A 12,776-nucleotide genomic window follows, 5' to 3' on the forward strand; every position below is an offset into this window, starting at 1 on the left:
ACGATCGCCGGATGAGAGTTCGGCAGTTGGGCGGGGCCGAATGGACGGTCGCCCGCGAGATCCGGCTCGATGCCCTGTCGGGATCGCCACCGGGTACGTTTGCCTCGACATTCGAGGTGGCATCGCAGTGGGACGAGCCGCAGTGGCGGCAGTGGATGGGGACGCGGCTGCTGTTCGTCGCCGAGCGCGAAGGCAGAGTCGTCGGCTCGGCAGGCATCGTCACCAAGTCGGATGACAGACCGCCGATCGTGGTGTCGGTCTGGGTGAATCCGAGCGCACGCGGCACCGGAGCATCGGATCTCCTACTGGCCGCCACCATCGACTGGACCAGGGCACATGGTCACGGCGAACTCGGACTCTGGGTTGTCGAGGGCAATCATCACGCCGAGTCCTTGTACCTGCGAACAGGTTTCGCCTTCACCGGAGGTCAACAGCGGTGCGCAGAGGATGATCCGCGGCTGGAGAACGAGATGTTCATCGCGGTGACGCCGGGGGTAGGACCGGCTCGCCATCCCGGATGACATCTCGACAGGCTCGTCCGTCATCAGATCCGACGGCACCGAGGTTCACAACCCGGCCCGCCGCACCCCACTCACCTCCAACGCCGCGAACACCGCAACCCACACCGCGCCGATCAGCAGGAACGCGACCCCGAGCCCGGTCAAGTCGAGCAGACCCGAGAACGGCAGCACCACCAGCGCCACCGCCGAAACCACATTGACTCCGATAACAGCGACCGCATGGCTCGGCACGAGATCCGGGTACCCGGCAATCAGCAGCAGCGCCAGTCCGCCGCCGATCATCGCGACACCGAACGGAATGGACCAGGCGGTCGGCAGCCCCAACGGCCCGCTCAGCACAGCCGCCCCGGCCAGCATGACGACGCCGAACACCCCGGTGCCCCAGCCGTCCAAGCGCAGTACGGTACGCAGGTAACCGGTGCGCGCGACGAGTGTGCTCATCTTCTTCTCCTTTGCCGATCCGGCAGCCGATCGGCTCCCGAAACCGACCATGCCGGGCCTGAGGTGAAGGTCTCAATAACCTCTGAGGTCATGGCCGAGCGCACGCGGCGCTGATTAACCTGCCCAGGTGGCGGTAAATCAGACGGAATCGCGGGTCGGCGCCCTGCTGCGCGACTGGCGGCAGCGGCGCAGGCTCAGCCAGCTCGACCTGGCGCTGGCCGCGGACAGCTCCTCGCGCCACATCTCCTATCTGGAGACCGGACGGGCAAAACCCAGCCGAGCCATGATTCTGCGGCTCTGCGATGCGCTGGAGGTGCCGCTGCGCGAGCGCAATACCCTGCTGCTGGCCGCCGACTACGCACCCGCCTACCGGGAGAGCAGTCTCGACGACGCCGGCCTGGCCTCGGTCCGCTCCGCACTCGACATCATGCTGACCGCACACGAGCCCTATCCGGCGGTCGTGGTGGACCGGCTGTGGAATGTGGTCACCGGCAATATCGCCATGGGCTTGTTCATGGCCGATATCCCCGAAGCGCTGATGCTGCCGCAACCGAATGTCTACCGGCTGGTGTTGCACCCCGACGGGCTCGCGGCCCGCCTCGCCAACCTCACCCAGGTGCGAGAGTTGTTCCTGGAGCGACTGTCTCGACAGGTCAATGCCAGCGGCGACGCCGAACTCCGAACACTCTATGGCGAGGTCGCCGCCTATCCCTTACCGCCGGATTTCATCGATGCACCCGATGACGATGCGGCACAACCCAATCCGTTCGAGGTGCCGCTGCGGATCCGAACTCTGTTCGGCGAACTACGCATGTTCAGCACCATGGCCACCTTCGGCGCACCGGCCGATGTCACGCTGTCCGAACTCGCGATCGAATTGTTCTACCCACTCGACGAATTCACCGCCGCAGCCCTGCGCGGACTCGCGGCCGCGCACAACCCGTCGACGGATCAAATGGGCTGGAATCCGCTGCCGACACCACCGGTGGCGTCCACGGCCTGAAGTATCTGATCGATCGGCGCGAAGAACGCCGGCGAGTGGACGGGATTCGCGGGGAAGATGCACGGAATATTGAATCCGACGCCGCCGAATCCGGTCAGCCGCCCCTGATTCATGCCGACCAGTCGATCACCGACGGTGACCGGACCACCGGAATCGCCCGGTTTGGAACAGGATTGGTTGATGGTGGTGCCCTCCAGCGAACCCCAGACCACACCGCAGTCGAATCCGCTGCTGCGCCCGCTCGTGCACACCGGTTCGCCGGGTGCGGGTGCCGCACCGAATCCGGCGATGGTGGTCGGCCCGACATTGCGCACGGGCGTGACCTTGGCCGGATCGAATTGCAGCACAGCGAAATCGAGGCCTTCGCCCTCATCGGAGTATACGACCGTACCGATCACACCGGCATCCAGGAATCGTTCGGCGCCGAATCGCGCACCGGTCGGGGCGCAGTGCCCCGCGGTCAGCCCGACCAGGCGCCCGTCACCGTCGTAGCCGATCGTGGTCAGCGAGCACGCGGCGTTGTTATCGAAGACCAGGCCGGAACTGCCGCCGATCACGGCATTTCCGGCCGCGTGAGCAGTACCGGCCCCCACGAGTCCGACGGCCGCCGAGCACAACGCGATCATTCCGAACTTCACGGCAACTACTCTCCTTCTCGAAAAGCGCTGGCCGACATCGAAATCGACTCAGGCTTTGGCCAACCGCACACACGATGGAGAGCCGCCCCCGACAGCTGCGGCCACCCCCGAACTCTAGTTCACGCTTCGTGTGCAGGGTTGGCCCACACCGCTAGGCGTCGAGCATTTCGGCGCCGAGCTCCCGGTCCGGATCCGGATCGGCCGCCGCGAGCGCCGAGTCCAATTGCACCGCGACCTCGCGAACATGCGGTTCGGTCATCATGTGCAGGTGGTCGCCGGGCACCGGGACCAGCGTGAAGCGCCGGGCCGCGTACTGCTGCCACCCGTTGTTCGCGCTGTCGAACATGCTGCCGACGGCCTGGTGCGCGAGATCCACACCCGGTGGCAGGCCCTCCTCGGCGCGCAGCAGGGTGATATCGCGGTCGTAGGGTTCGAGCTGATACTCCAGCAACGCCGTGTAGTTGGCGTAGAACACCTCGTAGAGCCGCCCGATCGCCTGCGGTGAACTGTCGGCGGGCAGAATTCCCGACCGGATCGCCTCGGCGAGCATCGCATCGAAGAGCTCCTCGGATCCGTGCACGCCGGGCTCGAAATCGACGAGCGCGGCCTTATTGCCACGTGCGTACCACAGCAATTCGAGGAAGAACCAGCGAATGAGCTGTTCCTCGGCAATGGGTTCACGAGCCTGCTGACGCAAAGCCATGGTGTCCAGCAGCGTCACACTGGCCACCTCCCGCTCGGGCAGTTGCCGTGCCATTTCGAGCGCGACATTGCCACCGAAAGACCAGCCGGCCAGGTGGTAGGGCCCCTCCGGATGCACCCGACGCACCGCCGCCAGATAGGACTCGGCCATCCCGACGATCGTCTTCTCCGGCGTACTGCCCGCATCCGCGCCCGCGGCCTGCAGGCCGTAGATCGCGCGATCCGGATCGAGATAGCGGGCAAGTGTCAAGTAGCACAGCACATTTCCGCCGATCGGATGCACCAGGAACAGCGGCGGCTTGTGCCCGCCGACGGTGATCGGCACCAGCGGGTCGAAGGTGCGCCGGGTATTTCCGGACCGGATCACCGCCGCGAGCTGGGCGGCCGTCGGCGCGCCGATGAACATATCCAGCGGTATTTCGGCGCCGAAGCGCCGGGACAACCCCATCACCACGCGCATGGCGCCGATGGAGGTGCCGCCCGCGGCGAAAAAATCGTCGTCGAGGCCGATGGAACGTAGACCCGCGTATTCGGCAAGTAGCTCTACTGCCGAGTGCTCGTATTCGTCGGCCGGTTCCCGTTGTGCGGTAACCGATTCCGGTGCCGATTCGACGATCGAACGCAAAGCGCCGTCGTCGCGTTTGCCGCTGGGGGTGCGGGGCAGTCCGTCGAGGAAGACGAATCGCGACGGCACCATATGCGCGGGCAGTACGCCGCGTAGATCGTGGCGCAACGCGGCCAGATCGGTTTGCTCGGCGTCGCCGGCCAGGAAGGCGATCAGCGCACCGTCGATGCCGCCGAATCCCCGTGCCACCACGGCCGCCTCGGTGATGGTCGGATACTTCTCGACCAGTCCGAGGATGCACAGCTCCACCTCGGCGGGCTCCACCCGGAAACCGCGGATCTTCACCTGGCTGTCACTGCGGCCGAGGCAGACGAGATCGCCGGAGGCCAGCCGCACGCCGAGATCGCCGGTGCGATAGAGAATTCCGCCGCCGTGGGTGGCCACGAACCGCTGTGCGGTCAGTGCCGCCCGGTCCTGGTAACCGCGGGCGAGGGAACGGCCGCCGAGATAGATCTCACCGATCACACCATCGGTCACCGGACGCAACGCGCCGTCGAGCAATTCGACGGTATCGCCGTCGACCGGACGTCCGATCGGCGGCAGCGCCGGGTAGTCGTCAGGTGAGCCCGCGAGGGTGAATACTGTCGCGACGTGGGATTCCGTTGGGCCGTACTGGTTTTCCAGCAATAGACCCGGCACCACTTTGCATAGCGCGCGGATCTCGTCGGTGATGCGCAGTTGCTCACCGGAGGACGCGAGCACTTTGAGGTCGACCGGGAACTTTCGCCGGGCGACCACGGCCTCCGCGAAGGCCTGCAGCGCGACATAGGGCAGGAACAGCCGCTCTATGCCTTCGTCGACAACGGTATTGAGCAATTCCTCGACATCGGCGCGCAAATCCGCCGAACTCACCCGCAGCGTGGACCCCGCGGCCAGGGTCGTGAAGATCTCCTGGAACGACACGTCGAAGCTCAACGGTGCCAACTGCAATGTGCTGGCCAGATTCATGCCCGATGGGCTGCGGTTCTGCCAGTTCACCAGCGTGCTCAGGCCGCGGTGCGGCATGGCGACGCCCTTGGGCTCGCCGGTGGAGCCGGAGGTGAACAGCACGTAGGCGAGTGCGTCGGGCGAAATGTAGTCCGGGACAGCGAAATCTATGTCATTGTCGGCCGTCGGATCGAACACCTCCGCCGTGTCCAGCACCAGTCGAACATTATCGACGATCTCGGCATAGGCGGCGTCGGCGATCACCCGGTGCGGGCGGGCGCGGTCGATCATGAGATTCAGCCGGGCCCGCGGGTAGCTGACATCGAGCGGCACGCAGGCCGCGCCCATTCGCATGAGTGCCAGCACCAGCAGCACCAATTCCGGGCGACGGCTCATCAGGATGCCGATCCGGTCGCCGGGTCCGACTCCCAAACCGTTGAGCCACCGGGCGAGCCGTTCGCTGCGCTCGATCAATTCGTCGTAGGTGAGGCTGGATTCGTCGCCCTGAACAGCGATGGTGTGCGGATTGAGCGCGGCCGCGTCGGCGACAAGTGTGCCGACATCACGCGCGGTCGCCGGGCCGGTGCCGCGATCGATCGGCGCATCCGGATCCGCGACGATCGCCGCCAACATGCGCAGCTGAGTCACCGCGACGGTCTCGCACTGATCCTTGGTCAGCGTGTGATCCCCGTTGACCCGCACCCACATTCGGTCGTCGCGCGGATCATGGGCCACCGTCACCAACAGCTGGAAATTGGTGTCCTCGCGAACGTCGAAGTCGCGCAGGGTGACTCGGTCCGTGCCGAGGATCGGTGCGAAGACGTGATAGTTGATGAAGTTGAATGCCGTCTCGAACGCGGGCCCGCCATCGGCCAGAATCGACCGCAGGGGATAGCGTCGGTGCGGGTAGGCGTCGCGATCCCGGCGCGCTATCTGCGCTACGGCCGCGAGCCAGGTGGTGGCGGTATCGTCCAGCCGCATCGGCAGCGTGTTCAGGAACAGGCCCGCGATACTCTCCGCGCCCGCGCGATCCGGTCGGCCGTGGCTGACCACGCCGGTGGTGATATCGGCGCGGCCGGTCACCGTGCGCAGGGTCAGGCAGTGCGCCGCCAGGTAGACCGCCTTCTCGGGCACCTGATGCCGGGCCGCGAAGGCGGTGACACGCTCGGCGAGCCGGCGCGGCACCAGGGCGGCGGCCTGGGGGTCCGCCGCACCCGCCCCCTCGTGGACACCGAGGGCGGTCAGCGCGGTCGGCTCGGCGCCGGCCAGCGCCTCGCGCCAGAACTCGCTGGCCGAATCATCGTGCACCGCGGCAATTTCGGACTGGGCGTACTCGGCCAGGACAGTGGCCGCATGCGGCGTGTCATCGATACCGGTTTCGATCAGTCGCAGCTTGTTCAGGTAGTCGACCAGCAGCTCGAGCACCGAGGTCGCGACACTCCATCCGTCGAGGATGGCGTGGTGGAAGCTGAGCACCAGATCGACGCTCTGGAGGGTGCCCTCGGACGGCTGCAGGAATACCCGGACGGCATGTAGCGGGGCGCGTGCGAGGTCGTACCGGGCGCGCCTACGTTCCTGCGTGTAGTCCTCGACATCCTGATCGGCCAGCACCGGATCGAGATCGGAGACATCGACGATGTCCATCTCGTACTCGATCGCGGTATGCACGACCTGCAGCGGGACCGAATACCTGCTCAGCTCGAACGAGGAGCGCAGCGCGGGCTGGCGGCGTACCAGCCGGTCGAATGCGGCGCGGAATTGCGCGGCGTCCCAGGGCATTTCGAACCGATAGCGGAATACGTCCTTGTAGGTCACCGAATCCGTGCGCTCGATGCTGTGGAAGAGCATGCCGAGCTGCAGCGCGGTGGCCGGGAAGGCGTCCTCGGCCTGATGCAGTGCGGCGCGGTCGATCAGCGGCACGGTCGCCAATGGATCGGCGATGCGAATCCGGTTGCCGTCCGGGCCATCCGAGACGATCTGAGCCAATTCGGCAATGGTCGGATGCGCATAGAAGGCATCCACATCGAAGAACAGTCCGGCGCGTTCGGCGGCGGTGCGTACCGATAACGCGAGTATGGAGTCGCCGCCGTGGGTAAAGAAGTTGTCGTGCACACCAATGGAGTCGATACCGAGCACGGTCCGCCAGACCTGTGCGAGCTCGGCCTCGACCGGTGTCCGCGGTTCGATGGGCACGCCGACGAACTCCGCATGCTCCGAAACCGCCGCCGCGCGTGCCAGCGCCTTGCGATCGGCCTTGCCGTTGTGGGTCAACGGAATCCGGTCGACGCGCAGCAGCCGGGTCGGAATCATGTAGCGGGGCAGGCGAAGCGCGATCTGTTCGGCGATCTCGTCACCGGTCACCGCGTCGCCGACGAAGTATCCGGCCAGATGCAGTCCATGCGTCTCGGAGTGCTCGTCGACGACAACCGCGGCGCGCACACCCGCACAGTCCAGGATGGCGTTCTGTACCTCGCCGAGGGTGATCCGGTTCCCGCGGATCTTGACCTGATCATCGAAGCGGCCCAGGTACTCCAGGGTGCCGTCGGCCAGCCAACGCGCCAGGTCACCGGTGCGGTAGCGACGACGGCCGGGCACGGTCAGATCGTCGACGAATGCGGCCGCGGTCAGGTCGGGGCGGCCGCGGTAGCCGCGCGCGAGGCCGACTCCGGCGATATTGAGCTCGCCGGGAACGCCGATGGGCATGCGGCGACCGGATTCGTCGAGCACAAGCAGGTCGATATTGTCGATCGGACGGCCGATGGGCACCAGATCCAGCGAATCGCTCTGGTTCTTTCGAGCGACCTGCAAGCGGTCGCCAGCGGGTGGGCACTCGAAATACGAGACATCCACGGTGGCCTCGGTGGGACCGTAGAGGTTCACCAATTGCGGTGGCCGCTGAGCGACCGCGGCGAAGGCGGCGTGGAAGCGGCGGACCAGCGCGGGCGGCAGCGCCTCACCGCTGCAGAACACCCGGCGCAGGCCCGCGATGCGCGGCACGATCGTACGATCGGCCTCCAGTTCATCGATGAAAGCCGCCAGCATGGACGGCACGAAGTGCACGACGGTCACCGCATCCGCCTCGATGGCCTCGGCGATGCGGCGCGGATCGCGCTCGCCGCCGATCTCGAGCAGCGCGACCTTGGCGCCGGTGATGGCCCACCAGAACAACTCCCACACCGAAACGTCGAAGGTGACGGGCGTCTTCTGCAAGATCACGTCGTCGGCGAACAGCGGGTAGCGGCGCTGCATCCAGGTCAGCCGGTTGACCACCGAGCGGTGCTCGACCATCACACCCTTGGGCACACCGGTGGAGCCCGAGGTGTAGATGAGATAGCTCAAATCGTGTGGATGCGAAACGTTTTCGACGGCGCCGGGCACCGTGTCGGCCACCGTGATACGACTGATGCCGAGGTCTCGGTAGACCCGCGCATGCTCGCTTCCAGCAACCACGAACCGCGCTTCGCAGTCCGCGAGAACCGTTTCGATACGCGCCGCCGGATAATCCGGATCGAGCGGCACGTAAGCGCATCCGGCACGCAGAATGCCGAGCACCGCGATGAGCATGTCGGTCGAACGGGGCAGAACCACCGGAATGCACTCGTTGCCGGTGGCGCCGAGTGCATACAGCCGGGCTGCGAAACCGTCGGCCAGACCGGACAATCGGGCGTAGGTCAGTTCGCGGGAGTCGGCGGATACCACCGCCACCCGGTCCGGATGGTCGGCGGCTTTTTCGGTGAAGAGCCGATCAATGGTGGTGTAGGGGAATTCGATACGCGGACCAGCCTCGAACGCCGCGACTTCGGCACTCGCCTGCGCAGAAAGCAGCGGCAGCGCGCCCACCGGGGTCTCCGGACTGTCCAGCGACGCGGTGACCATTTCGCCGACGCTGCGCAGCGCCGATTCGATCGGGAAGCTCGCGTCGAAAATGTCTTTGTCGTAGAACAACTGGAGGCTGAACGAGCCGTCCCGGCCATTTTCGGCAGTGACGATAGTGAGCGCGTTGGTCACCGAACCCGGATTGTGCACCGTCCATTTCGAGATCAGCTCGTGGACATAATCGGCATCCGGCAGCTTCGTGTGCGAGAAGGCGACGTCGTACAGCGGGGGCGCGGCCGGATCCGGATTCAGCGCACGGGTCAGCTCGCCGTATGGGAAGCGCTGATGCTTCTTGAGCTTTCGAATCTGCTGGGTAACCTGCTCGGCGATCCGCGCGAGCGGCACGTCGCGATCGACGCGCACCGGCAGCGGAACGACATTGGCGCGGTGGCCCTGCGTGCGATAAGTCTCCGCCGAGTGCCGGTTCAGCATCGGGACGCCGATCACCACCTGATCGGTGCGGTGGATCGTCGCGAGATACGTCGCCACCGCGGCGGTCAGATATGCGAAGACGGTGACACCGGTGGCACGGACACGATCGAGGTACTCCCCCGAGATCATCGTGTTGTAGTGCCCCCGGGCGATTCTCGGCGAGCTGGTCCGGTTGGGGAACAGCGCGGGTTCGACGCCGTCGAGCGCAGCGAGCAGACCATCGCGGTCCGCCGTGTACTGCTCGGAGGTCCGGTACGCCTCGTCGTCCTCGATGATCCGCCGATAGGTGGCCACGGAACGATCGGTGTGCTCGTTGGCGGGCTCGGGCACCGCAAGCCGTTCGAGCGGAACGTCTTTCATCTTGTAGCTGGTATCGAGCGTGGCGATGACCGGATTCATGCCGTAGCCGTCGGCCAGCGCGTGATGGAACGACATGAACAGGAAGAACCGGTCCGGCCTGTCCACAACCGCGGCCAGCCGCGCGGGCCGCTCCGGCCGCTCCGGCGCGCCGACCTCGCGCCACAGCCACTCCTGGGTCGCGGCCTCGGGGTCGGGTGCTCCGGTCAGATCGACGACCTCGACCGGCGGAATCTCATTCGAAATCCATTGGCGGAATTCGCCGTTCTCGAACGCGAAGCGCAGTCGCAACGCGTCATCGCTCATCAGGGCGCGCTGCCAGCACGCCTGCAGCCGCTCGATATCCAGCGGCTCATCCATGCGCAGGCTATAGGTCTGCTGCGCAACGGGTTCCGGCGCCAGCCGGAATGCCAGGCCGAGCACGTCGCGCTGATATGCGCTGACCGGCCATGCTTCGATTGGTCTTGCGGGATTTGCGCTGGTTTCCGACGTCACAGTCACTCCTATCGCGACAGTCGCGGCACAGACCGTGCGCGAACTGTCCAGGACCCACCCCTGACGACGCCGAAACGCATAGCCGTTACCACTTGTATCCAGTTTTCGGATAGCGCGAATCACCGGCATCGACATAGATGCCGGGATTCGCCCTCGTTTGTGGGTGTGCGAGCCCTGTCAGATCACCGACAGCAGTGCGCGCACACTCTCATCGGCAAGCCGTTCGGCACGCTCGCGCGACACCGCGGGCTCGACATAGCCGATGTTGAACGACAACTCGCCATGCGTGGCATTGGCGGTGGCCATGATGAAGCCGCTCACCGACATGCCCGAGACGAATTGCGCGCCCGAGAGCTGCCACGCGCCGATCTTGTCGGGGAACGCATAACGTCCCAGGTAGGTCATACACAGGTGACCTGGACCGCGGGTGTCCATCAGCTTGACCGTGGATGCACTGGCGGCCACCGATTTCGGTGCGGCCACCTTCAGCAGGCTCAAGGCCGCGAGATGGTCGCGACGGTCCATTCTTGCGCCGTACTCGCGCTCGATTTCGCCGGCGATCTGCCACAGCGAGGACCACGGTGCGTACTTCGCCGGGGTCGCGATCATGCCCTGGTAGGTCCCGACCTCGGTATCGGCGACCGCGCCGTCGAGGTGGCCGCGGAAATTCACCGAACTGCCGACGGTGTACCAGGATTCGGTGTAGGTGCCCGACTCGCGGGCCGCCGCGATGAGCAGCGCCGCCGAGAGCGCGGCCTGCAGGCCGACGCCTTTGCGCTCACAGCCTGCGGTCAATGCGTCGAGTTGATCGGCATCCAGGCTGCGGTGCACGACCCGGCTGCGTCGCTGCGACGGCCGTGCGAGTTCGGTCGGTTCGAGTCGGCGCGGCCGCTTCAGCTGCGCCTTCTGGTCGCGCAGCAGCGATCCCACAGTGCGGCCGAAGCCCTTGGCGCCCTGGAGCTTTGCCGGGAACAGTTGCTCCGGACCCGGCCGGACCGGCGCGGGCTCGAGATCAACGCCGTCGCCCGCGGCGACCTGCAGCACCTGTTTGGCCACCGACATCGCACTCTCGCCGTCGGCGATCGCATAGTGCAGGGTGACGATCAGATCGCTGGTCTCACCGGTCGCATCCGTGATGAGCACGGCGCGCGCGAGCGGACCGGAGTGCCAGTCGAAGGGTTCACGCAATTCGACCTCGTCGACCTCGGTCAACCAGGCATCCGGATCGGCGGATTCGAGCACGCGCAGCGGAATCGGCGTGGGTACCGGCACGAAACGCGGTGCGGTGCCGTCGGGTTCGGCCGCCACCGCAACACCCAGCAGCGGATGTCGGTGCTGCACCTCGTCGAGACCGGTTCGCACTTGCTCAGCGGTAATCGAGCCGTGCACCCGCACCCGGGCCAGAATATGCAGCGGCGCAAGCTGATCCGCGATCCAGTGCCAGCGCTCCACTGGGGACAGCTGGCGCGGCAGCCGCGCGGTCGGTCCCTCCAGCGGCGGGAACGACATCGGCTTGCCCAATTCGCGCAGGAAGAATTCAGTGGGTGCGTGTCGGAAGTAGGTGTCGCGCACCTTCACCAGCTTCGGGTCGGTCGTCTGCTCGATCTTGCCGAGCGACCAGGAGCCGTTTACGAACATGGCGGTGCGCTCTGCGCGCACCTGCTCGTAACGACGCAGGCCCGCAACAGGATCCAGCGAGGACTTCAGCGTGTGGGCGAGTACGACCGCGTCCTCGATGGCCGAGTTGGCGCCCTGGCCCAGGCTGGGCAGCATGGGATGTGCGGCATCACCGAGCAGGGTGACCCGGCCGCGGCCCCAGCCGTCCAGCGGCGGACGGTCCTGGCAGGGCACGGCGAGCACATCGGCCCATTCGGTCTGATCGATGCAGGCGCGCACCTCCGGCGCCCAGTCGGCATAGAGCCGTCGCAGATCTTCCTTGGTGCCCTGCCAATCGGCGGCCTCGTCGCCCGGCATGGTCATCGTGCCCCACCAGTACACCCGGCCGTGGCCGATGTCGTGGATGCCGAAACGCATTCCGGCGCCCCAATAGTGGGCGGAGTAGCCGCGCGGCACGGCGGGATGTTCGAACGGGATGCAGGCCAGCCAGGCGACGAAATTGCCGGGGCGCGGTTCGGCGCGGCCGTGCAATTGGGCGCGCACCACGGAGTGGATGCCGTCGGCGCCGATCAGCAGATCGCCCTCGGCGATGCGGCCGTCGGCGAATTCGACGCGCACATGCTCACCGTCGTCGATGAACCGAATCGCCTGTGCGCCAACATGAGTAGGGGTGTCGCCGATCGCGCGCAGCAGGATCGCGTGCAGATCCTTGCGGTGCAGGGCGACGCTCGATGCGCCGAGCCGGTCGTCCTGGCGGTGTACCGGAAGCACTCGGATGGGCGTGCCGTCCGGGTTGTTGAAGCGGAAGGTCTCGACCTTGCCACCGCGCTCGAACAGTTCCTCCTCGATGCCGAGGCCGATTGCACGCAGCGCCTTGATCCCATTGGCCTGCACCGAAAGTCCGAATCCCTGGCCACGCAGCTCGGGAGCGGCCTCGTAGAGTTCGACCGCGAAGCCCGCCTGGCGCAATGCGGCGGCCGTGGTGAGCCCTCCGATCCCCGCACCGAGCACGATAACCTTGATCGGACTACTCATTCGAACCTGCGCTTCCATCGAATCACTCGACCGCACAGGACTACTTCATCGTACGAAGCGACCACCGAGCAACGCTGCTCGTCAGCTCTCATCCCCCCGAGCAGCAC

The 12,776-nt window shown here is 66.2% G+C and carries 6 protein-coding genes; 2 read left to right on the forward strand and 4 right to left on the reverse strand.

What is annotated here, in order from left to right; all coding sequences use genetic code 11:
• Positions 1-11: 11 nt before the first annotated feature.
• Positions 12-521, forward strand: coding sequence for a GNAT family N-acetyltransferase (locus tag ACIBW7_RS27870; protein ID WP_397051243.1), 510 nt, complete (start codon positions 12-14; stop codon positions 519-521).
• Between the two features lie 45 nt (positions 522-566).
• Here ACIBW7_RS27870 and ACIBW7_RS27875 read toward each other — a convergent pair whose 3' ends face one another.
• On the reverse strand, positions 567-962 hold the full coding sequence (locus ACIBW7_RS27875; RefSeq protein WP_397051246.1) for a hypothetical protein: 396 nt from the start codon (positions 960-962) through the stop codon (positions 567-569).
• A gap of 127 nt (positions 963-1,089) precedes the next feature.
• On the opposite strand from ACIBW7_RS27875, the gene ACIBW7_RS27880 reads away from it, so the two are divergent.
• Entirely contained in the window at positions 1,090-1,965 is an 876-nt protein-coding gene (locus ACIBW7_RS27880; RefSeq protein ID WP_397051248.1) for a helix-turn-helix domain-containing protein, read from the forward strand.
• Here ACIBW7_RS27880 and ACIBW7_RS27885 read toward each other — a convergent pair.
• The 3 genes from ACIBW7_RS27885 to ACIBW7_RS27895 all read right to left on the reverse strand — a co-directional run bounded on the left by ACIBW7_RS27885 (position 1,914) and on the right by ACIBW7_RS27895 (position 12,669).
• Positions 1,914-2,603, reverse strand: a complete 690-nt coding sequence (locus tag ACIBW7_RS27885; RefSeq protein ID WP_397051250.1) for a S1 family peptidase — start codon at positions 2,601-2,603, stop codon at positions 1,914-1,916. The genes ACIBW7_RS27880 and ACIBW7_RS27885 overlap by 52 nt on opposite strands.
• A gap of 151 nt (positions 2,604-2,754) precedes the next feature.
• Positions 2,755-10,017: an amino acid adenylation domain-containing protein gene (locus ACIBW7_RS27890; RefSeq protein ID WP_397051252.1), complete on the reverse strand. Its 7,263-nt coding sequence runs from the start codon at positions 10,015-10,017 to the stop codon at positions 2,755-2,757.
• A 177-nt stretch (positions 10,018-10,194) separates the two neighbouring features.
• Entirely contained in the window at positions 10,195-12,669 is a 2,475-nt protein-coding gene (locus ACIBW7_RS27895) for an FAD-dependent monooxygenase (RefSeq protein WP_397051254.1), read from the reverse strand.
• Positions 12,670-12,776 lie beyond the last annotated feature (107 nt).

This window comes from Nocardia sp. NPDC049526, from assembly GCF_044465765.1.
In the GTDB taxonomy this organism is placed as follows: domain Bacteria; phylum Actinomycetota; class Actinomycetes; order Mycobacteriales; family Mycobacteriaceae; genus Nocardia.

Bases quoted from the DNA above. Each gene is read 5' to 3' on its own strand.
- ACIBW7_RS27870 (WP_397051243.1), top strand. From the start codon at position 12: ATGAGAGTTCGGCAGTTGGGCGGGGCCGAATGGACGGTCGCCCGCGAG.
- ACIBW7_RS27875 (WP_397051246.1), bottom strand. From the start codon at position 962: ATGAGCACACTCGTCGCGCGCACCGGTTACCTGCGTACCGTACTGCGC.
- ACIBW7_RS27895 (WP_397051254.1), bottom strand. From the start codon at position 12,669: ATGAGTAGTCCGATCAAGGTTATCGTGCTCGGTGCGGGGATCGGAGGG.